General features: G+C 64.7%; 25 protein-coding genes and 2 pseudogenes. 13 read left to right on the top strand and 14 right to left on the bottom strand.

The genetic code is table 11. The annotated features are described in order from the left end of the window. Window positions 1-1,183, bottom strand: a 1,183-nt coding sequence (locus tag MKK84_RS16275; protein ID WP_243921436.1) for a methyl-accepting chemotaxis protein, incomplete at its 3' end; no start/stop codon positions are given. Between the two features lie 378 nt (window positions 1,184-1,561). Here MKK84_RS16275 and MKK84_RS16270 point away from each other — a divergent pair. The 4 genes and pseudogenes from MKK84_RS16270 to MKK84_RS16255 all read left to right on the top strand — a co-directional run bounded on the left by MKK84_RS16270 (window position 1,562) and on the right by MKK84_RS16255 (window position 5,149). Continuing rightward, on the top strand, window positions 1,562-1,744 hold the full coding sequence (locus MKK84_RS16270) for a hypothetical protein (protein WP_243921433.1): 183 nt from the start codon (window positions 1,562-1,564) through the stop codon (window positions 1,742-1,744). Between the two features lie 231 nt (window positions 1,745-1,975). After that, window positions 1,976-3,667 (top strand): annotated as a pseudogene (locus MKK84_RS16265) (methyl-accepting chemotaxis protein). A gap of 7 nt (window positions 3,668-3,674) precedes the next feature. Next, window positions 3,675-3,974 (top strand): hypothetical protein, encoded by a 300-nt coding sequence (locus tag MKK84_RS16260; protein ID WP_243921431.1) that lies wholly within the window; start codon window positions 3,675-3,677, stop codon window positions 3,972-3,974. 59 nt (window positions 3,975-4,033) lie between these two features. Further along, window positions 4,034-5,149, top strand: a complete 1,116-nt coding sequence (locus tag MKK84_RS16255) for an HD domain-containing phosphohydrolase (RefSeq protein ID WP_243921429.1) — start codon at window positions 4,034-4,036, stop codon at window positions 5,147-5,149. Between the two features lie 15 nt (window positions 5,150-5,164). On the opposite strand, the gene MKK84_RS16250 is transcribed toward MKK84_RS16255, so the two are convergent. Both MKK84_RS16250 and MKK84_RS16245 read right to left on the bottom strand, forming a co-directional pair. After that, the gene (locus MKK84_RS16250; protein ID WP_243921427.1) at window positions 5,165-5,695 is read right to left on the bottom strand and encodes a PAS domain-containing protein; all 531 of its coding nucleotides are present in this window, start codon (window positions 5,693-5,695) and stop codon (window positions 5,165-5,167) included. 60 nt (window positions 5,696-5,755) lie between these two features. After that, a complete protein-coding gene (locus MKK84_RS16245) occupies window positions 5,756-6,373 on the bottom strand; it encodes a PAS domain-containing protein (RefSeq protein ID WP_243921425.1) in 618 nt (205 codons plus the stop codon). Window positions 6,374-6,525: 152 nt separating this feature from the next. Here MKK84_RS16245 and MKK84_RS16240 point away from each other — a divergent pair, with 152 nt between their 5' ends. Continuing rightward, complete coding sequence (locus MKK84_RS16240) at window positions 6,526-6,837, top strand: hypothetical protein (protein WP_243921423.1); 312 nt, start codon at window positions 6,526-6,528, stop codon at window positions 6,835-6,837. Between the two features lie 271 nt (window positions 6,838-7,108). Next, on the top strand, window positions 7,109-7,297 hold the full coding sequence (locus MKK84_RS16235; RefSeq protein ID WP_243921440.1) for a hypothetical protein: 189 nt from the start codon (window positions 7,109-7,111) through the stop codon (window positions 7,295-7,297). 345 nt (window positions 7,298-7,642) lie between these two features. Here MKK84_RS16235 and MKK84_RS16230 read toward each other — a convergent pair whose 3' ends face one another. Continuing rightward, complete coding sequence (locus MKK84_RS16230; protein WP_243921421.1) at window positions 7,643-7,870, bottom strand: hypothetical protein; 228 nt, start codon at window positions 7,868-7,870, stop codon at window positions 7,643-7,645. A gap of 499 nt (window positions 7,871-8,369) precedes the next feature. On the opposite strand from MKK84_RS16230, the gene MKK84_RS16225 reads away from it, so the two are divergent. Beyond that, the gene (locus MKK84_RS16225) at window positions 8,370-9,161 is read left to right on the top strand and encodes an EAL domain-containing protein (protein ID WP_243921419.1); all 792 of its coding nucleotides are present in this window, start codon (window positions 8,370-8,372) and stop codon (window positions 9,159-9,161) included. 236 nt (window positions 9,162-9,397) lie between these two features. Here the strand turns inward: MKK84_RS16225 and MKK84_RS16220 are convergent, their stop codons facing one another. The 3 genes from MKK84_RS16220 to MKK84_RS16210 all read right to left on the bottom strand — a co-directional run bounded on the left by MKK84_RS16220 (window position 9,398) and on the right by MKK84_RS16210 (window position 11,593). Then, window positions 9,398-9,586: a hypothetical protein gene (locus tag MKK84_RS16220; protein WP_243921417.1), complete on the bottom strand. Its 189-nt coding sequence runs from the start codon at window positions 9,584-9,586 to the stop codon at window positions 9,398-9,400. Between the two features lie 123 nt (window positions 9,587-9,709). Then, on the bottom strand, window positions 9,710-10,966 hold the full coding sequence (locus MKK84_RS16215) for a cupin domain-containing protein (protein ID WP_243921415.1): 1,257 nt from the start codon (window positions 10,964-10,966) through the stop codon (window positions 9,710-9,712). A 333-nt stretch (window positions 10,967-11,299) separates the two neighbouring features. Next, a complete protein-coding gene (locus tag MKK84_RS16210) occupies window positions 11,300-11,593 on the bottom strand; it encodes a hypothetical protein (protein WP_243921414.1) in 294 nt (97 codons plus the stop codon). Window positions 11,594-12,215: 622 nt separating this feature from the next. On the opposite strand from MKK84_RS16210, the gene MKK84_RS16205 reads away from it, so the two are divergent. Continuing rightward, the gene (locus tag MKK84_RS16205) at window positions 12,216-12,437 is read left to right on the top strand and encodes a hypothetical protein (protein ID WP_243921438.1); all 222 of its coding nucleotides are present in this window, start codon (window positions 12,216-12,218) and stop codon (window positions 12,435-12,437) included. 235 nt (window positions 12,438-12,672) lie between these two features. After that, a complete protein-coding gene (locus MKK84_RS16200; RefSeq protein WP_243921413.1) occupies window positions 12,673-12,876 on the top strand; it encodes a hypothetical protein in 204 nt (67 codons plus the stop codon). 1,309 nt (window positions 12,877-14,185) lie between these two features. On the opposite strand, the gene MKK84_RS16195 is transcribed toward MKK84_RS16200, so the two are convergent. Beyond that, entirely contained in the window at window positions 14,186-15,268 is a 1,083-nt protein-coding gene (locus MKK84_RS16195; RefSeq protein WP_243921411.1) for a catalase family protein, read from the bottom strand. 177 nt (window positions 15,269-15,445) lie between these two features. On the opposite strand from MKK84_RS16195, the gene MKK84_RS16190 reads away from it, so the two are divergent. Further along, window positions 15,446-16,528: a catalase family protein gene (locus MKK84_RS16190; RefSeq protein ID WP_243921409.1), complete on the top strand. Its 1,083-nt coding sequence runs from the start codon at window positions 15,446-15,448 to the stop codon at window positions 16,526-16,528. A gap of 445 nt (window positions 16,529-16,973) precedes the next feature. Then, complete coding sequence (locus tag MKK84_RS35945) at window positions 16,974-17,195, top strand: NepR family anti-sigma factor (RefSeq protein ID WP_409566512.1); 222 nt, start codon at window positions 16,974-16,976, stop codon at window positions 17,193-17,195. Here the strand turns inward: MKK84_RS35945 and MKK84_RS16185 are convergent. Together MKK84_RS16185 and MKK84_RS16180 are read right to left on the bottom strand one after the other, a co-directional pair. Further along, the gene (locus MKK84_RS16185; RefSeq protein WP_243921407.1) at window positions 17,192-20,473 is read right to left on the bottom strand and encodes a PAS domain S-box protein; all 3,282 of its coding nucleotides are present in this window, start codon (window positions 20,471-20,473) and stop codon (window positions 17,192-17,194) included. The genes MKK84_RS35945 and MKK84_RS16185 overlap by 4 nt on opposite strands. A gap of 205 nt (window positions 20,474-20,678) precedes the next feature. Next, window positions 20,679-22,385, bottom strand: coding sequence for a sensor histidine kinase (locus MKK84_RS16180; RefSeq protein WP_243921405.1), 1,707 nt, complete (start codon window positions 22,383-22,385; stop codon window positions 20,679-20,681). A gap of 510 nt (window positions 22,386-22,895) precedes the next feature. On the opposite strand from MKK84_RS16180, the gene MKK84_RS16175 reads away from it, so the two are divergent. Next, window positions 22,896-23,477, top strand: a complete 582-nt coding sequence (locus MKK84_RS16175; RefSeq protein ID WP_243921403.1) for a recombinase family protein — start codon at window positions 22,896-22,898, stop codon at window positions 23,475-23,477. 64 nt (window positions 23,478-23,541) lie between these two features. On the opposite strand, the gene MKK84_RS16170 is transcribed toward MKK84_RS16175, so the two are convergent. Beyond that, entirely contained in the window at window positions 23,542-24,168 is a 627-nt protein-coding gene (locus tag MKK84_RS16170) for a hypothetical protein (RefSeq protein ID WP_243921401.1), read from the bottom strand. Window positions 24,169-24,487: 319 nt separating this feature from the next. Here MKK84_RS16170 and MKK84_RS16165 point away from each other — a divergent pair, with 319 nt between their 5' ends. Further along, a complete protein-coding gene (locus MKK84_RS16165; RefSeq protein ID WP_243921399.1) occupies window positions 24,488-25,984 on the top strand; it encodes a hypothetical protein in 1,497 nt (498 codons plus the stop codon). 55 nt (window positions 25,985-26,039) lie between these two features. Here MKK84_RS16165 and MKK84_RS16160 read toward each other — a convergent pair whose 3' ends face one another. The 3 genes and pseudogenes from MKK84_RS16160 to MKK84_RS16150 form a co-directional block, all read right to left on the bottom strand. Further along, window positions 26,040-26,243 (bottom strand): hypothetical protein, encoded by a 204-nt coding sequence (locus MKK84_RS16160; protein ID WP_243921397.1) that lies wholly within the window; start codon window positions 26,241-26,243, stop codon window positions 26,040-26,042. A gap of 95 nt (window positions 26,244-26,338) precedes the next feature. Next, a complete protein-coding gene (locus MKK84_RS16155; protein WP_243921395.1) occupies window positions 26,339-26,548 on the bottom strand; it encodes a hypothetical protein in 210 nt (69 codons plus the stop codon). Window positions 26,549-26,593: 45 nt separating this feature from the next. Beyond that, a pseudogene (locus MKK84_RS16150) lies at window positions 26,594-26,870 on the bottom strand (molybdopterin-dependent oxidoreductase); the annotation flags it as partial.

Genomic DNA, 26,870 nt, shown 5'->3' with positions numbered 1-26,870 from the left:
CGCAAGGTCGCAGCGAGTTCTGCTGCAGCCTCGGGGCCAAAGATGGCGGCGGCCTCGGCCACAAGCTCGTGGCGCTCAGTCTCGGCCATGTTGCTGTCGTCGGCAGGATCGTTCTCAGGGCCGGGACGGCGGGGATCGGTGCCGCGTCCATGGCCTTGGCGGTGTCGGAGACGGCGCGCAGGCCCTGCCGGGAGGTCTGGGCGGTGGCCTGCGCGGTGGCGATCACCTCGGTGGCGCGCTTGCTGATCTGGGCCCCTGTATGAGTAATCTCATCCATGGTGGCGGCGGTCTCCTGCACGGCGGCGAATTGCTGCTCCACGGAGGCCGCCTGCTCCTGGGCCGAGGCGCGGATCTCGGCCGCGGCCGTGTTCAGGTCGGCGGTGGCGGCCCGGTTGGTCCGAGCCAGATCCGAGAGTCCGGTAACCATCGCGTTGAGGCTGCGGCCTAGACGACCGATCTCGTTGTGCCCTCCCTCCCCAAGTTTGCCGGTGAGATCGCCCTCGCCGACATGCTCGACGAAGCTCATCACGCGCACCACCGGCCTAACGATCAGGCGATTGATGGCGAAGCTGATCGTGGCACAGATCAACAGCGTGAGCAGAGTGCTGCTCCACAACGCCAGGCTCTCGTTGCGCTCGGCCTGCGCGACGCGCGCCGCCTGCGTTGCACGGGTCCGCTCCTCCAGGGTATCGATGGCGGCTAGCTTCCCGCGCAGTGTGTCGAAGAACTGCTTGCCTTTGCCGTCGGCCTCGATGCGCACTGCATCTGATCGCGTCGCCGGGTTGGCCGCTTCTCGGATGGCGGTCTCGCCGATGTCAGCTTGCCACGCGCGGGCGGCCGTCACAGCGTCGGTCAACAGGCGTGACCGCTGGGCATCGTCGCCGATCAACGTCGTCAGGCGGGTGATGGTCTCGTCCAGGGCTGGCCGCCCCACGCGGTAGGGCTCCAAGCTGCTGTCGCGCCCGGTGATCAGGTAGCCGCGTAAGCCCGTCTCCTGGTTGAGCATGGCGGTGCGGAAAATATCGAGTCCGCGGACCACCTGCGTCGAGCGGTCGAGGGCTTCGGTCGCATCCTGCAGCTGGTTGCGCGTGGCCAGCACCGCCCCACTGCTGAGGACGGACACCAGCGCGATGACGCCAATGGCGCCGCCGAGCGTCCGGTTGAGGCCAAACGTGTTCGGCATGCTTGGTTCTTCCTGGTCAGTCCCGCTGTCAGCTGCGGGCGACAGCTGCACCGATGACGTCATCGCCCATAGCGCTCAAACCGAGTTGGCGCGAGTAATAGGCAGCGGGACGAGGAAAAGGTCGCGGCAGGTACAGCCAGCACAGCAGTCGGCATGGGGGCGCAACCCACAAAAGCTGGTGCAGTTGCCATCGGTCCTTTCGCCCAGGCAACGGCAGATCCGACTACAGCGGTGGGCTTCGCCGCGGCAGCCACCGGCAATGCGGCTTCAGCATTCGGCGCCTTCGCGACGGCGACCTCGACCGATCAGAACGAATAAGAATTCTCGCGGGCGGTAGGACGGGCAGAGCCATGCGGTGAGGGTCTGCAGCCGGTCGATATGACGAACGAAGGCCGATGGTCATTCTCCGTATCGGCCTGTGCTTTCGTGGCAAAGCAGTCGATCGAAGGATTGTGGCATCCGCAGATGCGGGAAGATGCAGCGTTCCGCCAGATCGCACGTTTCGTCCTGAGCGAGACGTCAGAAAACTATCAAATGACAGAATTGTCGACGACTCAGTGATTGGTTTTAGCCCGAGAGTGAACGCGCAATTAGGGGTTGTGGCTTGGTGCGGCAGGTAGGAAAAACAGTCATTTGATGTGATTCAGCGTCTGTTTGGAGACGTATATTGCCAGGCTGCTTCGATATAGACAGAAATAAACCATTAATTAACGAAGTTACCCAACATTGGTGTCTAATCTCGCCACCAACTGCGGGGCGAGGACTGTTTATATTCTAGCAAGAAGCTGAACCATGCGCCTGCACCTCTCTCTCAAGGCTGCCCTGGCGGCTGCCTTCGGCCTACTCGCCCTCATCGCGGCTGGACAGGGCGCACTCTCGATCGTCAAGCTTGGGGGCATCCGACACTCCGTCACCGAGGTCGCCACGAACTGGCTGCCGTCCGTCGTGACCATCAACCAGATCCGGGCTGGGGTCGCCGAACTCCGGATCAAGCAGTACCGCCTGGCGACTACCTCGACCGATGCGCAGACGCTGGCGACGAACCGGCAGAAATACGAGGGCGCCCTGGAGAACGTCGCCAAGGCCCGCGCACGCTATGAGGCTATGATCTCCTCACCCGAGGAGCGCGCCTTGTACGACACTTTCTCCGGGCTGTGGGCCCAGTACCAGCAGGTGAGCCAACACCTCCTCGGCCTCCTTGAGGCTGGACGACAGCAAGAGGCGTTCGCGGAACTCGCCAACCCCACCGCGGTCAAGATCTACACGGCCGTCGGTGAGGCTTTGGATCAGGATGTCGCCTTCAATGAGCGGGGGGCCCAGCGCGACGCCGACGCCAGCGTGAGCAACGCGGACGCCGCCACGCTCACCGCCTACGTAGCGGTCGCGGTCGCGATCCTGACGGCCATCGGAGCCGCGCTGTTCGGCTTCCTGCGCATCTCTCAGCCGATCACGCGCATGACCGATGCCATGCGTGTCCTGGCCGGGGGCGATGCGGCGACCGAGGTGCCGTATCGCGCGCGCCGGGACGAGATCGGCGCGATGGCCGCCGCCGTGCAGGTGTTCAGGGACAACCTGATCCGCACCCGCCAGCTGGAGGCTGAGACGGCCCAGGCGCGGTTGGCCGCTGAGGAGCAGCGCAAGGCCGGCATGCGCCAGATGGCCGACGGCTTCGAGCAGGCTGTTGGTGGCATCATCGGTCTGGTCTCAGCGGCCGCCACCGAGCTGCAGGCTACCGCCGGATCGATGTCAGCAATGGCGGGTGAGACTTCCGCCCAATCCGGTGCCGTTGCCGCAGCTGCTGAGGAAGCCGCCAGCAACGTCAACACCGTGGCGGCCGCCGCCGAGGAGCTGGGCTCGTCGGTGCAAGAGATCAGCCGGCAGGTGGATGGCTCAGCCGAGCTGGCGCGGCTCGCTGTGCGCGAAGCGGATCAAACCGGTGCGCTGGTGCAGGAGCTGAGCACGGCCGTATCACGGATTGGCGACGTGGTCGGGCTGATCTCGACGATCGCTGGTCAGACCAATCTGCTCGCGCTCAACGCCACAATCGAGGCGGCGCGCGCGGGTGCGGCCGGCAAAGGCTTCGCAGTGGTGGCCTCGGAGGTGAAAGCCCTGGCCGAGTAGACCGCCAAGGCCACGGGGGAGATCGCGAGCCAGATCAACCAGATCCAGACCTCGACGAGCCACGCGGTATCATCGATCGCCGGGATCACTGGGCGGATCCGCGAGATCAACGGGGTTGCGGCCTCTATCGCGGCCGCCGTGGAGGAGCAGGGCGCGGCCACACAGGAGATCGTCAGGAACGTCTCTCAGGCTGCGATGGGCACTGGTGAGGTAACCAGCAACATCGCCGGGGTAGCTCAGGCCTCCGAGGAGACCGGCGCTGCTGCCAGCCGAGTGCTCGGTGCGGCCTCGGAGCTATCGCGCCAGTCCGAGCACCTCGCGGCCGAGGTCGGCCGCTTCCTCGCCACCGTGCGCGCAGCGTGAGGCGTTGATGGCTGAGGTTCACCTCCTCCAGCGCCGGTTCAGCCGAGACGGAGCAGAGCGTCTCGCCGAAGCCCTGAAACAAGCCCTGGTAACCGACGCGGGTTTCGGTCCGCGCTGGCCGCAGATCCGGGCACTCGGGCTGTCCCTGCAGCAGCTGAGCCGCGACCTAGAGCAGGAGACCGACAGGATGGCGTTCAAGCTTGATGCGACACCGGAGGTCGCGGCTTTCCGCGACAGCCTTCATCGCTTAGCCGAGGCATTCTCGTGGCTCGGCGTGATCGCGCAGGCCTACCCATCCGCGACCTGAACCCAAGCCATTCACCTTTACCAACCTCCGACCACACCCATCCAGCGGAAGTCAGTTCGATGGACGTCCTCCTCGTTGACGACAGCACGACAATGCTGATGCGCCTCCGGCAACTGCTGGAGGCTGAACACGATGTCGTCGTGACCGCCTGCACCGACCCGCTCGCCGCTTTAGTCGAGGCCCGGACCTGCGCGTTCGACCTCGTGCTCGTCGATCAGCACATGCCCGAGATGGACGGCATCGCGTTCATACGTGAGATCCGCGCTATACCACACTACGCCCAAGTGCCGATCGCCATGATCACCAGCGACGTGGGCGATACCGTCAGGCTCAGCGCACTGGAAACGGGCGCCACCGACTTCCTCGACAAGCGGGCCAAGGGTGTTGAGCTGAGCGTGCGACTGCGCAACCTCGTGCGCCTTGCCAGCGCGGTGCGTCACCTCGACGAGCAGGCGTCCAGTATGGCCGGCGAGATCGAACGGGCAACGCGCCGCCTGCGCGAGCGGGAGGCCGAGGTCATCTTCCGGCTCGCTCTAGCCGTGGAGTACCGCGACAACGACACCGGCGACCACACCTGGCGCGTGGCCCGCTACAGCCAGATCATCGCCGAGGCGATGGGTCTGCCCGATGAGTTCTGCCGGCGCCTGTACCTCGCAGCACCGCTGCACGACATCGGCAAGGTGGCCGTGCCGGACGGGATCCTGCTGAAGAAGGGTCGCCTCGACGAGGCCGAGTTCGCCGTCATCCGCACGCACCCGACAATCGGCAGACGGATTTTGGGCGACAGCGGCTCGGAGCTGATCAGTCTGGCCGCCGAGATCGCTGAGGCGCATCACGAGAAGTGGGATGGCAGCGGCTACCCCCACGGCCTAAGTGGCGAGGCCATCCCCCTGTCAGCGCGGATCGTTGCGGTAGCGGACGTGTTCGACGCCCTGACGACAGTGCGGCCGTACAAGGCGGCCATGGCGTTTGAGGAGGCGCTGAGCTGCATCCAGGCGGATAGCGGTCGCCACTTCGAGCCCGCCTGCGTGGCGGCGTTCGCGTCAGCTTGGGCGGCGGTTTTGGCCGTGCCGGAAGCGGCGGTCGAGCTGCGTCTGGGATCGATGGCCCGGACGACCGAACCCTGGGCGCGCATACCGGAATTGCGACGCGAGATAGCCGAGGGCGTCGAATAGCGTCCTCAGGTTTGCCTACGACTCCTCGAACACCGAGAGTGCTCGCAGAGCACCGGTCAGCGGATCGCCGCCTGCGATCACGGGCTCATAGCGTCCCGCTGCGCCGGAAGCGGGCCGGCCGAGGCGTCTGATCACCTCCCGCTCGAACGCGACAAAGCTCTCGATCCGCCCACTGGAGTCGCGGAGCGGGCGGCAATCGATCTCGGCCCGGTACTTGGTGCCGTCCCCGCGATAATTGGTGACGTAGCTGTGGAAGCGCTCTCCAGATGCCAAGGCGCGTCTGAAGATATCGAGCGTTTCCTGGCGGGTTTCCTTCCCCTGCATGAAACGGGGGCTCTGCCCGACGATCTTGCCGAGGTCTCGCCCGACGAGGCGTGCGAACGCAGGATTGGCGTAGCGGATGATCGGCCCCGGCGGATCAATCGCCACGTCCGTGACGACGATGCCGATGGGCGCATCTTCGGCTAGAGCCCGGATCAGGTCGAGAACCATCATGGATGAAGAACGCGGCAGGCGCGCGATGTATTCGGCGATGGTACTGAGCACGAGCTGGAACGCCAGCGGACTGAGACGGGGCCGCAAGAGTCAGGCACACTGCGCATTCCGCTAATGCAGGTGCGACACCTGTTCTTCATTCATCTCACGTGCGAGTTCCTGACCGACAGCCAGGAGCAACTCATCCGCCTTCCGCAGCAGATGCGATGAGCCATACTGTTCGAGCGCTGCTCGCGCCTCCAAGCAGCGGTCAGCCGCCTGCACGATCAGGCTTTCGTCATGCGGCAACGGCTGGGCGACATAGCCCTCGCCTGTTTCACCAGTCTCACGGCTTTCGGTGATGTCGATCATGATGCCGCGGCAGCGCACCGCCTGGCCGCCCTCGGCCCGGTAGATCCGCCCGCGGCACAGGATCCAGCGTATGCTCTGGTCGGGGTTCACGATCCGATACTCGACTAGAAACAAGCTCCCGCTCTGCACTGCTTTGGCCATGTCGCGCGCCATCCACTTGCGGTCTTCAGGATGGACATTGGCGATCGATACCGGGGCCTTGACCGGCTGTCCGGCTAGGTCGGGATCGCTAGTATGCAGGGCGGCAGCCTCCTCGTCATAGTACACGCAACGGTTCAGCAGGTCCCATTCCCAGGTGCCGACAACGCCTGAGGCCGCCAAGCTAGTGCGCAGCTCCTTCGGTCGGGCCAGGTTCCGCACAACGCCCCGCTTCGGCATCTGCTCTCGTCTCCCTTGGGCAGCGATCTCGGTCGAGGACAGCCATTTCGTAGCTGATTTTGCATGCTAGTGTCGATTGTGCTCCAGCCCGGACTTGCAACTTCCGGGGTGGCGGACGCATGCTTGAGCTATCAGCATGTGTGGGAACAGACATGGGCCAGAGGGACAAGGATCCTCCCGGGCTCGGCTTTGAGGAAGACCGAGAACGGCGTAGGCTGATCGCCAGTGCGGCGGCGATGCGGCTGAAAACGATCGCCGCTTCTCTAAACATGCCCGTCGAAGCGTTCAGCCTACCGCATTCGCGCGTGGCGCTACCTCGGGTGTTCACATCGCGGGAGGAGGAGGCAGCCGAGGTCCTGCGGCTGTACTTCGCTATCGATGACGTAGCTGTGCGGCTGCGCTTCCTCGAACTTTTGCGCGACTTGCCTACTAACCGTGTCAGGGCAGAAGACGAGAAAGTTTAAGACCTAATGAGTGGCAGCAGGAACGCCGTCTTCCCCTAAATCCGCTGGGCGCCCCGTTAGGTGTAAAGTCCAGTGAACATATCTCCGAGCGCCTTCCTGCGGAACAGCGTGCGCCGGCGCCGCCTCTGATGCTCGGGTCGGTCGTGGATTATGTGGCACCTCTGGCAGAAGGCGGCGAGGTTGGTGGCGCAGGCGGAGCTATGCCCTGAGTGTATGTGAGCAAGAACGCGGCTCTCATTGCCCGGATGCTGTAATACGTCATGAGAAGAGGATGCAGCGTGACCAGCTTCCCCACTACAGCGTGACGATCCGGCGGTGCTCACTTCAGCCTGAGCGGTTTCGCTGGCTCCTCATCTCCTCCGACAAAGCGCACAAGATCCACGCTCCCGAGTCGTTCGATACCGAGCAAGAGGCCTTGGCCGCCGGGCAGATCGAGGCCTGGGAGATGAGCGAGGGCTGAGCGGATAGCGGCGTGATCTGTCATATGCCAGTGAGCTATTCTGCCTGTTGCGAACCAAAGGCAGTCCATCCGGTTTTGCGGGTGAGGCGCCCAGTTGAACCGGAGCGCCCTCGGACCTCCTGCAGGAAGAACCTACATGCCGAGGATCAGCGTGAAGCTTGCCGGTGACGGCACGCACATGGTCATGCGAAATCTCAACCCCGTGGCCAGCGGGATGAGCCTCGATGAGGCTGAGAACTTCCTCACGTTCCTCCGCATGTCAGCACAGGTGCGACGGACGCACCGTCTGCCAAATGCCGTGCGGAGCCGTACCGAGCCAACCACTTAAGGCTTTTTCGACCAGGATTACTGCAAGCGGCGCGATCCCGTGTTGGCCTTGATCCAGTGCGGTGAGAGGATGTCGCCGTCCTCGGTGATGATCCAGGGCTGCGCGTCCCCGGCGTTCATAGCCTCAGCCGCCGCTGCCAGTGCCTGACGCAGTGTCGGGAACTCGTACCCCTGCGCGACATATGCAGGGCCTTGGCCAGGCCAGACCGTCAGTTCAGCACGCTTGTCGAGGTCAGCTCGCGTCATGCTCTCGCTCATGGTTGTTGCGGGAGCGCATGTGCCTACCGCCTTCCTACGGCGATGATTTGGCGATTGGGTTACCGCTTCGTATCAGTCGGCCGAGGTAAGGCCGTTCTCGATCAGCGACTGACCCTCAACTCCGGTACTTCCCCGTTCCTCCTTATCAGCAGCTGACACGCGCACGCGAAGCGCTGGCGATCCTACTCGCAACGATAGGGGCTTGTGCCTTGCCCTGTGCGCCTAATTCGAGCCGACGTGCGGCCGGCGAAATGTATTGTGGAGTTGCTCCTCATGGCCAGAAGCAGCGTCTATCGGTAGGATGAGTAGCCCCTGATCGGTTCTAATCCACATTAGTAATTCGTGCAGTGGTTCTTATACATGCTATTAACGGTGTGATCGGTACGGGTTCAGACATAAATTCGATTTGAAGAGTTTTTAAGAAATAATTAGTTTCATTAACTGCTCTATTGAGCAGATAGAAATCGAAGAAATTCAGAGTAGATCTATGAAAATCGGATGCCAGGGCTGCCGAGACGGCGAGCCCTTGCCGTTCACCTTCACTATGGCGTTCCACCCCATCGTGGATATCGGTCACGGCACGGTCTGGGGCTACGAGGCTCTAGTCAGGGGCACGGAAGGCCAGGGCGCCGGGCAGATCCTCGGGAGGGTCGACGAGAGCAACCGCTACAAGTTCGACCAAGCTTGCCGCGTTAAGGCGATCGAACTCGCCGGCTCTCTCTTCCAGAACAACGAGACCCGGCTGTCCATCAACTTCATGCCCAACGCCGTCTACGAGCCGGCCGCCTGTATCCGGGCGACGCTCGACGCGGCCCGTCGCGTCGGCTTCGCGCACCGGCAGATCATGTTCGAGTTCACCGAGAACGAGCGCATGACCGACGTAGCCCACGTCCAGCGGATCATCGCGGAGTACCGCAAGCAGGGTTTTTCGACCGCGCTCGATGACTTTGGGGCGGGCTATGCCGGGCTGAACCTGCTGGCGAGCTTCCAGCCCGACTTCATCAAGCTCGACATGGAGCTGATCCGAGGGATCGCGACTTCACCGGCTCGGCAGACCATCGTATCCGGCGTGATCATGATGGCGCGGCAGCTCGATGTGGCGGTGATCGCAGAGGGTGTCGAGACGGAAGCGGAGCTTAGGGCCCTGCATGCAGCCGGCATCCAGCTGCTCCAAGGCTACCTCTTCGCTAAGCCCGCGGTGGCCAGCCTGCCAGCCGTCCGTTGGCCCGCATCCCTCGCCCTCTCGATAGAAGCTCCCACTCAATCCTACGTCGCCTGACGGCGATTAGACGATCCGAGTCATCTCCCTCGACACCCGTCCCGCCGCCCGCAATCATGAGCGTACCTCTGGCCAGCGTGGCGACGCCCGTGATCCGCAGGAGCCGGTCACACCTTCAGTGCGTGTGGTGTGATACCCCTCCCGCTACCGTGCTTCTTACCGTAGGGCTGCCGTCGGCAACCGCCAGCTGCTGCGATCTACGGTGAGCGTGCTGGCAGCGTCGGCCAGCACAAGCGTCAGAGCCTCCGTGCTCGATCCGCCTGCTCAGCCGCGACCGCCTCAACTGCGGCGATGACGTTCTCTAGCTCGGCGACGCCCCGGATCGCGCTCCCAGCGGGCAACCTATCGTGCTCGGCCATCGCCAGGATGAGCGTGCGCTGGTGCGCCTTCAGGCGTACAAGGAGGGCATCGAGCTTTTCGGGCATGGGCGGGCTGTAGCCCGTGAAGAGTGGCCCTCACAACCTGAAACCGCGAGCGGTCGGACCAATATGCCGAACGCACGCTCCGGCCTTCAGCTCAGAAAATTGCCGAGTTGACGTCCTGCCGCATCAAGACGGCACGACCACGCGGGGCGTCCTGAACTTCGCCAGGAGCTTGGGGTCCATGTTGAGGTGGGAGGCAACGAGGTCTGGTGGGGTACCGGCCATCCACTGCGAGAGCGACACCTCCTGGTACTGCCGATCTTTGAAGATCTCCATAAATACCAGATCGGTCGTGCCGGTGTTCTGGATATAATGCCCGAAGCTCTTCTTGACCACGCCAACATCGCCCGGGCAGAAGTCTGCGGTTTGCGCCTTCGGGCCCGTGTTGAAGACAGTCATGCGCGCCTGCCCGGTAATGTAATATTGCCACTCGTCCGCGTTCGGGTGCCAATGCAATTCGCGCATTCCGCCAGGCTTCACCGTGACGAGCGCCGCGGCGATGTTCGTCGAAACCGGGAAGTTGCGGCTGTCGATGATTTTGACCTCGCCGCCCTTCGTGATCTTGCTCGGCTTCATGTCTATCATCGAGAAGGTGTACTCGACATCCGGCTCACCCAGAGGCGTGCGCACAGCCGCCTGCGCATCGGCAAGCGCCATGGGCGGCGGTCCCTGGTAGATCCACAGGTCATCGATCGGGATGTTCTTGAACGCATCGACCGGCAGATCGAAGTTTTCTGCGAGCACCTCGGGCGGCGTGTGCGCCATCCATTCGGTCAAAAGGAGCGTGTTGAACTCCGAAGCGCGACCGTTGTCGAACACCAGCACGAACTCTGCGCCGGATGGCCCTAAATCCTGAAGGGCATGCGGCAGGCCGGGCGGAAAATACCAAAGATCGCCTTGCTTGAGGTCACGCACTGCCGGGCGTCCCTCCACGTCCAGCACACTGATGCGGCACTGGCCGTCCACCATCACCGCCCATTCCGCCTGTTGGTGCCAGTGCAACTCACGCACGCCACCGGTGCTCAGCCGCATGTTGACCCCCGACACGGCGTTCGAGACGGCGAAGTCGGCTTGCGTGACCTCGCGAGCCCAACCACCGGACTGCACTCGCTTGTGGGCGTTATTGAACGACGCCCAGAAGAGGTCCATGCCCGCCACATCGGTGGCAGGCGGGTCCTGGAAGGACGGGAACTGCGAGGTGAGGCCTGGGTTTTTCGGGCCGGGATCACTGAAGGCGTCGGGAGTCGTGTTGATACGACCTTCCGCTGGCCGGTCCGGGTTGCCGAACACGCCCCCGCCCTGTGCCGAGGCGCCCTGTGTAGCGGCCACGCTGCCGGCTGCGGCGCCAGCGGCCAAAAGACTGCGCCTGGAAAGTAGGCCCATCGGCGTTCCTGTCTGTCTGGTATCAAAGGCGGGACGCGTACTGCGACCGGGACTTCTGCAAACTAGGAAGTCGATCCAACTTCACCACAACAAATGTTTGAGATTGCCCTAATAGGCGGCTTCATTGCGGTGATCAAAGCTCTCTCCTTCATCATCAGTGCTATTTTTTGCTGGGCGGCGCGCGACAAGACCTACGATCCGCGAGAGGGGTCACCAGCATCTTCAGTGCGCCGGGGCTCCTGTCCGGAACATTCAAGCACCAATTATCCTACCGGGACGCAATAAAACCCGTCCGGCATTCGCCGCGACGGGCTCTGGTCCGCTGCCGGCCTCTTAGCCGCCGCCACCGTTCCCGCCAGCGCCGCCGCTGCCGGTCGAACCGACGCGCGACGGCTGGTCTACGTTGCCCGCAGAGGCCGAGTCCTCCGAGATGCCGTCGGCAGCACGACCCGTTGGGGAGTAGGTGGCAGCCCCTTCATCGCCGGTCGAGCCGGGCTGGCGCGTGATGACACCAGGCGCGCCGCTTGGGACGACGACGGTTGTACTTGTCGGGGTTTCGAACACCTGAGCAAAGGCAGGTGTTACCAGCGCCACGGCGAACGCCGCAACGAGGATGGGCTTGGTCATGAGGTTCTTTCTCTATGAGGCCGGGGAACACGCGATCACGCGCGACGTGTCCCGGGTTCGGTGTCACATGGAGGGGGCAACAGGCGACCTGACGCTCAGCACCGCCGGAACCCCGGGCAGGTCGAGGGGCGGGTTAAGCTATGCGGTGACGGTCTGTTGGCAGACGGTAGGGCCGACAAGAAAGGCTGACCGCGTACGAGACGATTCAAGCTGCCGATCCGTTGAGCGGGTTATGGCCAGCATTATCATCTTGATCGGCACACCTGACGGCTTGCGGCACGTCGCGGCTTTCTCGGAGCGCGAGGCCGCGCTCAAGCCCGAGTCCGTCATCGCGGCCCTTGCCCGAACGGCTTTGCCGGCGCCGGTCTCAGTCCGATGTAGCGATTCCAGGCTGATCGGTCGCTTGGTGCGCTACCTGGCCGACTTGCAGATGGAATTTATGTCTGAGAAACCCGTCTAAGTAACCCTGATATCTGAACCAAAATTGACATAACCGAGCCAAGGCTAAGCCTACTTACAGGTGTATTTGAGATGATTGCAATTAACCTGTCGTTTGAACAATAATTGCCTTAGCGGCGTTTAGATCCGGACCGATCAAAACGATCCGTCTGGAGGAAACGCCATGATGAAGACCCTCGCCCTCGCTGCAGCCCTGTCGTTCGCGGTTGCAGGCGCGGCTCTCGCTCAGACCCCTGCGGGCGGCGGAAGCGCCGAGGGCAACATGAACAATCCCGGAAGCGTGAAAAGCCCATCAGAGAAGCGGATGGGCGGCCAGCGCGGCATGATTGGCATGCGGCACATGAAGCGCCATCGGCGTCACCACATGCGTCGGTCCCGCATGTGACGTGAACCGCTCAGCGATTTTGATGGCGCGGTGTTCGCACAGGATGCGTTAACCGCCCGGCGCCACCATGCTTCCAGCGATCGGCTCCGGCCGCGCGCCGGAAGAGCAGCACCGGGGTCGTCTTGAGACGGCGGGCCTCGGTGCGGCCTCGCCGGCGCAGTCGCGATGATCGAACGCGATTACGGCCAAGCTTGAGCCCAGATAGACGCGCTGCCTCGGGGTGTGCGGCGCAGGAATGAGCGATGTCGTGGCCGCTCTCCTCCTCGCCATTGCGGCTGAGAATGCCGAGCTGCGCGAGCAACTGGCCTCAGCCCAGGACATGCTCGTCGAGACCGCGATCGACGCCGGGAACATGCACGCCCTCGTGGAGGCCATGCGGACCGAGCGGGATGCGTGGCGGGAGGAAGCGCAGAGAAAACCTCGACAGCGCATGGCCTAGGGGAACGGCTGCTCGGGCATATTCCGGCGACGCGACCAGACTTGGCCGCGGTAGGCGCTGGTCAACGTCGCGACGCCGGGTTGATCGCCCAAGAACTGGTCCACCGTCTCCACGGAACGGGCAACGGCAGCCTCGATGGTCGGGGCGTTAAAAGCCGTGCTGTGGACGTCTACACTGCCTTGAGGACGAGCTCTGGCGATCCGCAGCTGATACTGCATGGCTGGACGCTGCGCTTACACGCGGGTGCCGTCATATTAGAGGGCACCTTCATCGCACGACAGGCGCCGAAGGGAACATAGATACGTATTTAATACGTAGTTAACCAACATGATCGAAGCTCGTTGCAACGCAGCACCTCGCCGGTTCGGCCACTGCTGGCAGCCTCTCACATCGGCAACGAGCCCATGGCTCTCGGGTACGTTATTGCGCTCGTCCTGATCGGGGCGGGGTCAGTCTTGTTCGTGGTCGGCCTACTGATGGTGCATCAGGAGGCGCGCGAACGAGCCAGAAACCTCAAGACCTTCCTCAAAACAGGCGTGGTCCCTGTCACGATGGCGCCTGTGGCGAACACCCTCAAAGCCTCCTCAAGGCAGTCTGCAGAGATCTTACATTTGAACGTGCCTCGCACACCGGAGGCTGATGCCGCTCACGCGCTCCGGCGAGCCTACTATGGCTCTCATGTTCGCTCGGCCGCGGCGTGACTGGCTCCCGGTCAGGGTTCCACCTCGACACAGGCCCCGCTGCCCGCCATCTTGAGCGCATGCCTGCGCAGCACGGTCGGGCCTACGAACCCCGCGCTTGGCGGCTCACCCCGGCGTTCCGCAGCATCCCGTAGAACTTGCCTGGGTCGAAGATGGCTCGTGCCTGCTGCAGCGAGATCGGCCGGCTCCAGTCCTGCCGGCGACACGGAAGCGACTCTCCTTCAGATCATTCGCATAAGGGCTGGTTACGGAACCGAGGCCGCCGAGCCCTACTGCTACGTTCCACACAGGTCTTGAACGTCCGTCTTTGTCCGTTTCAAAAACCGAAAGCCACATGGTGGAACGGCCAGGCTTTAGGCTGTCGTCCATCCCAGATGGGCAGGCTCTATTGGACCGAGCCTACCATCACATCCACTGCATGAGCTGCCGGCAACCGAGCCGAAGGCGTGTGCGACGGCCGCTCGGGGTGGATCGCAGCCTGTCCGCTTCACAGTCGATGAGACCAGGAAGCGGACGCTCGGCTCAAGCTAGGCCATCAACGGTTATCGCTCAGCGCGACGGCTGCGTCGCAGCAGGTACTCTGCCGGAGCGTCGCTCCATCATTCGCTTCAACTTCCGCGCACCGCGCCCGGCTCGTGGATCGGACAGCGGTTGAACCGCTCGCGGAACTCGGCCGAATGCCGGTAGGTGGCGTTGCGGGCGCGGTTGATGTTGCCGAGAGGCTGGTGCGCGGCGAGTCCGGTCCAGACGCTGAAGCGCATTTCCTCGTCCACGGCCTGAACGCGCGCGGGGTCCCAACTGTCCTGCGGCTGGACCCGGACGACGCCGACCCGCTGGAAGGGTGCCTCGTCCTCCTTCCATTCCACCGTGGGGTCTTCAACAGGCTGGCGTTCGAGGTCACGGCATAGCTGAACGCGGAACTCCCATTCGCCGGCGATGCCCATCATCTCGGACTGAACCGTCTCTCGGATGGCGTTCGGGCGGCCGGAGGCATCGATTTCGGTGCCGGTGAGTGCCGTCAAGGCTGGCGCAACGGGGGCGACCGAGAACTTTGCGATGTAGTCTCCGTACCGGAACGGGGTCAGGCTGTAGTAGGTCTCGCCGAGCGGATCGACGTTCGGCGCGCCGCCCAGGGAGCCGATGGTGGGACTGTCGATGCCAACCGCATGCAGGGCCTTGTTGACCCCGCGCAGGACGGTGGAGGCAGCGACCTTCAGCCCCTCCACCCGGTCCGTGGTTCCGGCCAGCAGCTTGAGGCTGCCTAGGAACTTCTCGGCGTTCGGGGCCTGGAACACCTTGCCGTTGACCATGATGAAGTTCTGCGTCGCGCCCTCCGCGTCCGGCAGGCGCCCGCCCTCGACGTCGAGAACCTTCAGGGCGAGGCCTCGTGGCAGGGAGACGGCATCGGGGAGGATGTCGCCGGCATTGGTCGACATCCGCATGTAGACCTTGTGCTCGCCTGCCTTCGCGAACAAGCCTTGGGCCAGCTCGGAGGGGAGGCCCGCATCGACCGTCAGCGTCCCTTCGAGGATGCCATGCGACTTTGCATGGACCGAGCGCACGGCATGACCCGAATGCTCCGCGACCCTGGTCAGGATCGTGTCGAAGGCCTCGTTCAGTTGATCGATGGTCTGTTCCTCGTCGGGTCGCACCACCTCGACATCAGGACTGTATCGCACGGGAGGTTGCACGTTCTGTCTCCTGGCATGGGCCGAAACAGAACGGGGGCGGGTTGGCGACGTTCCGAGTTGCGCGACATTCAATCGCCCGTGAACAGGGGTGGGAACGTCAAGGAGTTGGTTCGGCTTGTCGGCGGTATAGCCTTCGTCACACCATCCCGCAGGCGTTTGCAACGCTGAGGAGAGTCGATGACCTACCTTCGCTACGCAACCGACGTCGAGACGCCAGCCCCGGACGAGCAGAAGTCCATTGATGGCATCATCCGGGGGATGACTCAGCAATCGCAGGTGGTGGAGAAGCGCGAGCACCACGCGGTGCGCGCGAGCCACGCCAAAAGCTCGGCCTGCGTCGTCGGAGAATTGGTAGTCCCGGAGGGAATGCCGCTCGAACTCGCGCAGGGGCTGTTCGCCAACCCGGGGACTTACAGGGTGGCGGTGCGTTTCGCTCAGGGGCCGGGCGAAACCCTGGGCGACCGGGTGTCCACCCATCGCGGCATGTCGATCAAGGTGTTTGGCGTTCGGGGCGAGAAGCTGCCCGGCCACGATGTCGACACCCAGGACTTCGTGCTCGCCACCGGCACGACCTTCCCGTCCGGGACGGCGGCGGGGTTCCTGCGCGACGGCACCGTCATCGGTAAGGCGACCGGGTTACCCGAGGGCGTGAAGAGCGCGGTTGCCGCCACCGCGCGCAACCTCAATCGGGTGTTGCACGCCTTCGGTACGGAGAGCGCCATGGCCGACTTCCTTGGCCATCCCTACGGCCATCCGCTCGCCGACAGCTACTTCAGCCAAGCCCCGATGCGGTTCGGCGACTACGTTGCCAAGCTCGGGGCGGTCCCAGCTTCGAAGGCGCAGCTGGACTTGGCCGAATGGCGGCTCGACCCGCACGGCGACGAGGACGGCTTTCGCCATGCGGCCGCTGCGTTCTTCCGCGACAACGAGGTGGTCTACGAGCTGAAGGCGCAGCTCTGGGCCGATGCCGAGCGGCAACCCATCGAGGATGCCTCGGTCGACTGGCCGGTCGCGGTCAGCCCGTACAGAACGGTGGCGACGCTTCGGTTGCCGCGCCAGGATGCCTATTCCCCCGAGCGGGTTCGCTACTTCGACGAGGTCATGACCTTCCGGCCGGCGCACAGCCTTTCGGAACACCGCCCGCTTGGTTCAGTGATGCGGGCGCGGCTTCAGGTCTACCAGGCGCTGAGCGACTTCCGCCACCGGGAGAACGGTGTGGCGGCCGAGAATACCGCCTCGCCCGACAGCATCCCGGCTTAAGCATTTGTTGCTATCCTGGAGTGAGCCGTCGCGTCAGCAATCCGCTTTCATCGAGGAGAATGGGCGTCCGAACCCTTTACCGACGGGGGAGCGATCACTTGATGATTGTGGGTCGCGCGAATGGCTGCTTTCAGGATGTTTTCTTCTTAGAAAGAACGGCCGCGTCGGGTCGGAAGCGGCCTGTATTTCGAAACCATTCTCTGTCCGTTCGATCTTTGGCTATCCGCCTAAGCTGACTCTATCGAACTGATGAAAGCTATGAGGATGTTTTTCCGGGCTTATTTGATCCGCTTCGACGCAGTTGTGCTCACCATGTCACTGGCTTCGGTTTTCGCTGGTTAGCGGGAACGTAACGGCGTCGGTCCATTTTAACGCAGAGCCTCGCAACCTGCGGTCGTAGGAGCCACTTGGTGTGACAGAGCGAACGCCCCCGATTAGGCCGGCGATGATCGACCTTGAAAGCCCCCTCCCCATGCCAGGACCCCAGACGCACTGGGTTCACTCCAGCTCCCCCCATGCGATCCAGCGTCACCTCGGCCGCAATCTACGGCACGTCTACGCCGCGCTCCCGTCCGAGCCGGTGCCAGAGGCTATGGCCGCACTGCTCCGTCGGTTGGATATCACCCAGAGCCAGCGTGTCTCTGATCCGGACGCTACCGAAGATTAGCCGAGCGATCCCAGATCGTGGGCCTGCAATCCGCTGAGCGGCGCCGTGATCGTACAGACCACCCCCGTCGGCGGGTAGGCGAGGTCGACCACCCCGCCAAAGCTGCCGGCAAGCCCGCGACCGATCAACCGCGTGCCGAAGCCGGTCCGGGTCGGTGCGACCACAACCGGGCCGCCGACCTCCCGCCAGCTCAGCACCATCTCCGGCTCGTGCATCTCGGATCTGATCTGCCAATCGATCGTGACCTGCCCTGCATCGGTCGACAGCGCGCCGTACTTGGCCGCATTGGTCGCGAGTTCGTGCAGGATCAGCGACAGGGAGAGCGCCGCCCGCGCGCCCACCGCGACTGGCGGACCCGCGATCACAAAGCGATCGGGCCGATCCCGGTGCAGCTCCAGGGCATTCGCGATCAGGGTATCGAGCGCGGTGCTGCCGATCTCACCGCTGAGCAGGAGGTCGTGCGACTTGCCTAGGGCGACGAGCCGCCCGGCGAGCACCTCTTTGGCGGTGTTCATGTCGGTGGCCGTGCGCATGGTCTGCGTGGCGATGGCCTGCACCATCGCCAGCACGTTCTTCATGCGGTGGCTCAGCTCCTGGTTGAGCAGCCGCTGTCGGTCCTCGGCCTCGACCCGGGCGATAGCCGCGCGGGCGCGATCGGCGACGCTGTGCAGGAAGGCCACCTCGTCGGCGCTCCACGCATGCGGCGTCGCCTTCAGCGCGAAGAACAAAGCCACGAAGCGGCCGCGCTCCATCACCGGCAGATTGACCAGCGCGCGCGCCTCCATGGCGGCGAACGTGTCAGCCGCAGCCGCCGTGCGCGCGTCGCGGGCGAGATCGGCGATCAGCACGGTCGCGCCGGCCTGCAGATCGTCGATGTACGAGCCATAGTCGCGGAACCTGTGCAGCCCAGCGATGGCCGGGACGCCGGGCGTGCTCCAGCCGCGCGTGATCACGATGGTCTCGCGGCGCTGATCGACGGCGCCGTACCCGGCGTGAGACAGGTCGAGCGTCTGGCCTATGATCTCGGCCGCGGCTCCGATGATCTCCGATCGCTCGCTCAAGTCCTTGAGGCGGTCGCCCAGGGCGGCCAACGCCGCCTGACGCAGGGCATCGAGCTTGCGCGCGGTGATGTCGATCGACACCCCCGGATACCGTAGCGGACGGCCAGCCGCGTCGTGGTAGCAGCGCCCGCGGGCATAGACCCAGCGCACGCTACCGTCCGCCCTGAGCAGGCGGTACTCCTCGGCGAACTCACCGGCAGTGGCTAGTGCCAGCTCGATCTTCGCACCCACCCACGCCCGGTCGTCGGGATGGATGCCGTCGATGTAGGCGGCGATCGGCGTGCCGACCGCCGCCGCCGCGGGATCGACCGAGTACAGCTCGGCGAACCGCGCGTTGGCCACGATGCGGTCGTGGGGCACATCCCAATCCCACCAGCCCACGGCACCGGCCGCCTCGAACGCCAGGCTCAGGCGCTCCTGACTGATGCGCAGCTCCTCCTGCGCCGCCCGCTGAGCGGTGATGTCGCGAGCGACGCCAGAGAAGCGCGCCGGCCGTCCGGCGTCATCGTGCTCGATCTCGCCTTTGCGCGCGATCCAGCGGATCTCGCCGGTATCCGGCCGGCGGATGCGGTACTCGATGTCCCGCGGCGCCGCGCCGCTGCTGCGTGAGCGGGCGGTGGAGATCAGGTGCTGATCCTCCTGGACGATCAGTTCCTCGAACGCCGTCGACGGGTACGCCTCGCGCTCCGGCAGGCCGTACAGGCGGCAGAACTCCGGGCTCGGCCGCAGGATAGCGTCGGCGATGCCGATCGAGAACACCCCGACCCCGCCCGCCTCCTGCGCCCTCTGCAGACGCAATGCGCTGTCCCGCAGTGCATCGGCATTGCGGCGCTGCTCGGTGCGGTCGCGCAGGATCTTGACGAAGCCGATGGCCGCGCCGGCCTCGTTGCGCAACGCCATCATCTCGCCGTTGGCCCAGAAGCGCTCGCCGCTCTTCCTCAGGTGCCAGCGCTCGTCGATGCCGCGGCCCACGGTCAGGGCGCTGTGCATCTCTTGGTCGGGGATCCCGGCCGCACGGTCTTCGGGGGTGAAGAACACGTCGGCAGGCTTCCCGCAGACGTCGCTCGGGGTCCAGCCCAGGATCCGGGTAGCGCCGGCGTTCCAGTCGATGACGTTACCCTTCAGGTCGAGCACGATGATCGCGTAGTCGATCGCGCTCTCGAACACGGCGCGGTAGCGCGCCTCACTCGCCCGCACCGCGCGCTGCGCCCCGATCTCGCTCGCCTCGGTCAGCCCGACGGTGGCCAAGCCGGCGAAGCTTCTGACCAGTTCGAGATCGTGCTCGGTGAACGCGTCGGGTTTGCTCGACTGCAGCTTGAGCACGCCGAGCACCTTGCCGCCACGGTTGACCGGCGCGTGCACGGCCGAGCGAAGGTCTATGAGCGCGCGAAGATCGGCCTTCACCCGGGGGTCGAGCAGGGCATCGGCCAGCAGGATCGGCTTGTTGGCTCGGGCGCAGGCGCCGGACGTGCTGCCGTCCAGCGGCACGCGCACGCCCCGATGCTGGGTCAGGGTGCCGCCGACGGTGCGGTACTCCAGCTCCTCGCCGTCGAGTAATTCCAGGACGCCGCCCTCGGCCGCGGGCACGGTGCGCATCGCCCCTTCGATCAGGGCGTCGAGGATGGTGTCGAGATCGCCGCCGCTCGCCGCGATCGCGTCCTGGGTCTGGCTGTAGGTGCGTCGCTGCTGCGTCGCCCCCCGCTGTTCGGCGAGCAGGCGCTCGCGCTCGCTCAGGGCACGGCGCAGTTCGAGTTGGTCGACGACCTGTTCGGCCAGCCGCTCTAATCCTTCGAACTGCCCCGGTGTCAGTCCCTCCGGGCGCGGCTGCTGATCGAGCACACACAGCGTGCCGAGTACCGCGCCGGCGGCGGTTCGCAGCGGCATGCCGGCGTAGAAGCGGACCCCGCCCTCGGCGACGGCCGCGTTATCAGCATGGCCCTCCTCGCGCGTGTCGCGGATGATGAGCGGCGCCTCGGCCCTGACCACCAGCGGACAGAACCCGACATCGAGCGGCGCCTCGCATCCAACGTCGAAGCCCACCCGTGCCTTGAAGAACTGCCGCTGATCGTCGACCAGGGTCACGAGTGCGGTCGGCACCCCGCACAGCAGGGCCGCGATCCTGGCGAGATCATCGAACCCTTTCTCCGATGGCGTGCCCATCACCGCGTAATCGGCCAGGGCGTGTAGACGGTCGGGCTCAGGAGGGGCGATCGTCATGCGTCCGCGGAGGGCGACGGGGGAAGGATGCTGAGCACGGCCGAGATAGACCAAGCTGAGCTGTAGCCCGAACAGCTACCCCCCGCCAAGCTACTGCCGCGGCGGCATGATTTGTCTCCGATCGTTATCGCTTCCGTTGGAGCTATCCCTGGGGTGCCACGGCGCGGTGAGCCCGCGGCTCATCACCCTCACCGGTGGGGTGAGGCTACCGCGTCGGCGCGAGCATACGGCTGCCGACCTCGGCCAGCGGCACATCGATCCGGCAACGCAGGCCGTCCACGTCGAAGTCCAGATCGACGTCCCCGGCCAGCTCGCGCCCGACGCCGCCGGCGATCAGCCGCGTCCCGAACCCGCGGCGCGCCGGTGGGGCGACCGCCGGACCGCCGCTTTCCCGCCAGGTCAGGCGTAACCACGCCGCTCCCGTCTCGCTTCGATCCACCCGCCAGCTTACCTCGACCCGACCGTCCGCCGTCGACAGCGCCCCGTACTTGGCTGCGTTGGTCGTCAGCTCGTGCACGGTCATGCCGAGCGCCAGGACGTGGCGCGGCGGCAGCGCCACCTCGGGCCCGTCGAGGACGATGTGGTCACACCCGGCGCGGTAGGGTGACAGCTCGTTCTCCAACACCTCATTCAAGGTGGCGCCGCTCCAGTCCTCGCGGGTGAGTAGGTCGTGGGTCTTCGACAGGGACAGGATGCGCGCTTCGAGTTGCACCGCCTGTCCCTCACCGCCCTTGGCCGATTGGCGCGCCAGCGACTGCACGGTGGCGAGCGTGTTCTTCACCCGGTGGTTCAGCTCGTGCAGCATCGTCACCTGCCGCTCCTGTAGGGCATGCCCGCGCCGGATCTCCTCGCGCAGCTCGCCCTCGTTGCGCTGGAGCAAGGCGGCCATCGCGTCGAGCTTGTCCCCGAGCCGCCCGAACTCACTGGCGCCGCCCAGCCCGGTCCGCGCGGTAAGGTCGCCCGTCTGCCAAGCGGTGGCGGCGCGCAGCAGGCGGGCGAACGGGCGGCGGATGAACAGCCGCCCGGCCACGAGGGCCGCCGCGAGGGCCATCGCCGCGCCAAGCCCGATCAGGATCGTGCCTCGACGCGCGGCCGCATCGACGTCGGCGAAGGCGGTGTCGCGGTCGCGCCCGACCGTGACCCAGGCCCGCACCGCCGTCCCCCGCGGGCGGACGTTGGCGAGGATGCGCGCACGCCCGTCGATGCCGAAGTCGAGGCGCACACCCTCGCCTCGGCTCGCTAGCAGCCCCATACGCTCGGCGGGGACCGGCTTGCCGACCCAGTCGGTCCCATCCGGCTTGCGTACGATGATGACGTTGTCCTCGTCAGCGATGGTGAGCGACGTGCTCGGCAGCCGCAGTTCCTGTTGCAGGTACTGCGACAACCAATCGAGATCGACCGCCGCGACCAGGACGCCGTCGATGGCCCCGCCCGCGCTGCGCAGGGGCTGGGCGAAGTGGACCGAAGCCCTACCGGTCGCAGTCCCCCGCGCGTAGCCGCCCATGACGAAGCCGCCCTCGGCCAGGGCGCGGCGGTGATAGGTGCGCTCGGCGTTCGAGTAGGCGCCGGGCTGCGAACCGACGCTGTTGCACGCGAGCGATCCGTCCGGGCGGGCCAGAGCCAGCAACAGGATGTGCGGCAGCCGGGCGGCGGCACGGCGGAGATAGTCCGTGCACGGGACGGCGTCGAGGCTGCGCACGCTCGGGTCCTCGCCGACGAGGTCCAGCGCTTGGTGGACGCCGTCGGCGAGCTGGGCGAAGTCATCGGCGACGGCCCGGGCGGTCACCATCGTGTCGGCGCGCACGGCCTCGTCACGCGCGGCGCGCAGGTCACCCTCGTTGTAGCCCTGGATCGCGAGTGCTGGGGCGAGGGCGAGCAGCACGAGGAGCAGGATGCGGGTGGTCAGGGACATCGAGATGCCCGGTCGACAGGATTTAGGGGCAGGTGGCATCTCTCCGACCGGCCACGAGCACGGGTTGGCAGGCCGATCCTGGATAGGTTGCGGTCCGGCGGGGGAAAGCCGGGGTGGGACGGCATCAGCTCGGCCGCAAACCTATCGATCGCGGTCGAGGTCATCCGTGCGGCCTGTAGCGCCTTCGTCTACGAGCGCCAAGCACGACCCAGAAACCTTATAGTCGCGTAAACGGCAGGACGACTGCGACGCAACCCCAACCAAACCAAAAGAGCCGTCTCATACCGTCGATCATCGATGACAAGGTCAAGTTCCGGCTATGCAGTTCCATTGAGCTTGCTCTTTGGAATTCAACGGTAAGTAGCTCGGCTTCTTATGTACGAAAAATGACCGTTTTCCCGACGATCTGAATGAGCCAGACCTGAGCCACGCCAAACAGCCCCATTTTTGTCGGAGAAACGTGTCGGCTTTTCTATTGCCGTATAAACGCGGTTTTGGCACTATCCCGACATGCTCGTTGGATATGCCCGCGTCTCCACCCTCGACCAGAACCTCGACCTGCAGCGCGACGCGCTGACCAAGGCCGGGTGCGAACGCATGTTCGAGGAGAAGAAGTCCGGCAAGGCTGGCACCAAGCGACCGGAGTTTGAGGCGGCGCTGGCCTACCTGCGCCCCGAGGACGTGCTCGTAGTGTGGAAGCTCGACCGGCTCGGCCGGTCCCTCGTCGAGATGATGCGCACCATCGACGGCTTAAGGGTAAAGGACGTGCACTTCCGCTCGCTCACCGAGCAGTTCGACAGCGCCACGGCACATGGTCGCTTCGCCCTGCAGATGCACGGCGCCATGGCCGAGTATTTCCTCGATCTCAACCGTGAGCGGACCATGGAGGGGTTGAAGGCGGCGCTCGCACGTGGCCGCAAGGGCGGAAGACCGAGAAAGCTGAGTGAGGATGACATCGCGGTCGGCCGGGCTTTGCTGGCCGCCGGCACGATCAGCGTCGCCGACATCGCAAAGCGGCTCGGGGTCAACCGGGACACCTTCTACAGTTACTTCCCACGTGCGCGTGCCAACAGCGCGGCTGTCCAGCGCTGAGCTGGACGAACTTTGGGACGACGCCCCTTTTTTTATAGACGGGAAAAATTCTTGCCCCCTAATGTTAGACGCGTAGTCCGAGCTTGCGCGCAAAAGCCACAAGGTTGGCGTCGCAGATCGCCTCGGCATCGCAGATCCTATCTAGCTCACGCTCGAACGTGGCCCATCGCATGCCCTTTGGCTTGAAGATTGGGTCGCCGATGCCGCCGCTGGCGCCGAGACGGTGGCGCAGCTTGAACGCCTGGGAGATCGCTCGGTCGTGCGCTGTCTCGCGCTGAGACCGGTAGCCGAGGCGGTAGGCCTTGCGCGAGGCGAAAGTCAGGGCGCCGGGCGGTAGGTACAGCTTCGTGGCACGGGTACCGAGCTTGGGGCAGACGAACCACCAGCGTCGGCCACCGAAGGGCTGAGATGTCGTCTCAAGCCCGATCCAGTAGTTCAAGTCGTGCTTGTCGCCGTCCCGACGGCTGGTCGTGTAGTTTAAACGCATACGGCCGCAGTCTGCGCCGAGATCACTGCCATATCCGACTGAGCCGACATGCGCCCCGGTGCGGGTGTTCGTCCACGTTAGGCTGCCGGCCAGGGCAAGCCCGGGCACGAGGCTGCGCTGCTTGAGCAGGCGGGGGAGATCCAGCGTCAGCCCGTCGTCAGTCGTCGGCCGCCCACCCCAGCGCCCGCTACCGTACCCACCCATCGTGACACCCCATGGGACGATCGTACCTCGTTTCAGCGGCGGTCTTGCCGCCTATCCGACACCGTAGCTGGTAGCAAGATTATCCGAAATCATGTGCGGATCGGGTGTGTTTTTCAAACCCGGATCGAGGCTCGACACAGCTCACTAGAACCTCCGCAGAGCCGAGGGATGGTCTCAGATCTTGTGATCGGCTGTGAGCACTACCCGTTTCAGCACATCTGACAACGCGCCATCCACAGGCCTCGAATTAGAACAAGACAGGAACGGATTGGAGACCTAGTTTGGGAACGTGGCCTGCACACGTTCTAAGGGATCGCCCATGGCTCAGCTGGATGGATGGTCGTGGCGGATCGAACCCGGCGCCGAGCGACTCGTCGAACGCGATCGTCCTCTCACCTTCAACTGGCACCCGCGGACAGACGAACTCCTGGGGTCGTCCGTGCTCATCCCGACGCTAAGCGCAGCTGGTGAGATCGCTCGCCAACGCATCATCGCAGAAGCCGTGCTCGCCCATGAAGAGGGGCGTTACGTCTCATATTCTCGTCGCAAGACGTTCTACACCGGCCGGCGACGGTACAATGGCGTCGCTTTCACCTACACGAACGTGATCTTGGTCGTCGAGGATCTGCTGCGGCAAGGCCTGATCGAAGAGGAGCGGGCATTGCCCGGTCAGCTAGGCTGGCAATCGCGCTTCCGAGCATCGCCGAAGTTGGTCGACATATGCGCTGACACCGATTTCTGCCACGAACTGATCGGCTTGATCCAGCTCAAGGATGCGGATGGAAACCTCGTCGACTACCGCGATACGGATGCGACCGCGCGGATGGCACGTGAACTACGTGCGATCAACGCGGATCTGATGTCCATGCGGGTGGAGCTCCGCGGTCCTGGGATCGTCCGATCGCGCCACCACGTCATCATCGAAGGCGCCTACTACCGACCGACGGAGCCGAGCCTCTATCGCGTCTTCAATCGCCGTTCCTTCACCCTGGGTGGGCGTGCTTTCGGCTGGTGGCAGAACCTACCTCGCCACTGGCGCCATCGCCTCTTGATCGACGAGGAACCGGTAGCCGAGCCGGACTTCGCGCAATTGCACCCGATGCTGCTTTACGCCTTGCGAGGCTGCCGCTTGGAAGGAGATGCCTACGAGACAGGCGAGTTCTCGCGCGAGCATGGCAAACTCGCCTTCAACGTAGCCCTGAACACCAGGACCCCTCAGGGCACGATCGCAGCGTTAGCGAACAAGCCGAGCTGGACACTCACTCCGGCGCAAACAGGGGATCTGCTCGAAGCACTCGCCCGCCGCAATGCGCCGATCGCTGATTGCCTGCATGCCGACCAAGGCATCGCACTGATGAACCTCGACAGCCGCATCATGATGCGCGCCGTCCAGCGCTGCATTGCGATCGGTATTCCCACGCTGCCGGTGCACGACAGCATGCTCACCCCCCGGCGCTACGAGGGCCGCGTCGCAGAGATAATGGAGGAGAGCGCCGAGTTCATCCTTAAACGACCAAAGCCTTGCCGCGTCAGCGTTTCTGGCCTTACGGTTCCACAAATGCCCCGGAGTCTTTCCCTCCCTCCTCCTCTCCCCTCCCAACTCGCCCTGTTTCGCGATCTGCCCGTTTCCGCCTGCGTCGGAGATCAGATCCTTCTTCTGCGTCGCTCGCTCGGCCTTTCACAAGCCTCCCTAGCCGCTAAGCTCGGCTGTGGTCAGCCTCATGTGGCGAACGTGGAGAGTGGAAGACACCGTCTCGGTCGGTGGGCACGGCATCGCCTACATGAGTTGTTGCGCGACCTTCTCGCGCGTCCGTGAGTAGGAAGAGTAGGCAAATCGAACCTGAGAGAGGTTTCAGATGCACGCCGCCCGCTTAATCGCCCAGGCGGCTCAGCATTTCCTCTAGCATAGTGAGCAGACCGTCGACCTCGGCTACCGCCGCAATGAGGTTATCGACGGATCCCTGCCATGGGCTCGTCGGGGTTTGCGATGCCTCCGCCAGCATCACCTTGACGCTTGCCACCTCCGCCAGTCCTGTCTCAATCGCGGACTCGATCAGTGCGGGATCAGCCAGCATGAGCGCTCCGTCCGCGGTTCGGCGACCGAGCAGCCGCTGCATCGCTTCCAAGCTCACGGCCAGCGTGTGCAGGTTGGTCGACGCCGGGCAAGCCGTCACAGGCCTGCGCTCGACGGCGGCAGGGGTGGCAGTTCCGCCAGATCCAACAGCACGCGTGCGCCCTTGATCGCCGCCACCGTCTCCGGCGGCGCTCCCTGCCTGCGCGCTCTGCATTCCAGATCCGCCAAGCGTGTCCCGAGCATCTCGGCCTGGCGCTGGTTCTGTCCAGGCGGGAAGTCGCCCAGCAGGTCGATGAGCTCGACCATGAGCGAGGGTGGAGGAATTAGCCCAGTAATACCAATCGGCGTTGATCATAACCGGTAGGCCCACGGGCGCAGGCCAAGGGACATGATCTTCCAGGGCTGGTCGATGAGGCGATTCCAGGCGTCGCAGCACCGGTCGACGATGTCGTCGTAGGAGGCGAAGATCCGGTCGCCGAGCCAGTTGCCGAGCGCCGTCGGCTGCCCCGCCCGATCGAGGGCGGCGCGGAAGCGGCTGAAGCTCAGCGGGCGCACGGCGTCGCGGGCGAATTCCTCCTCCCGCGACCACAGCACCTTCACGGGGCGGCCGGTGGCCTTGGCGAGCAGG

The sequence above is a fragment of the Methylobacterium sp. E-065 genome (assembly GCF_022829605.1).
Classification (GTDB): Bacteria; Pseudomonadota; Alphaproteobacteria; order Rhizobiales; family Beijerinckiaceae; genus Methylobacterium.
The sequence above is the reverse complement of the archived record's forward strand: the minus strand, read 5'-3'. Positions and strand labels throughout refer to the sequence as shown.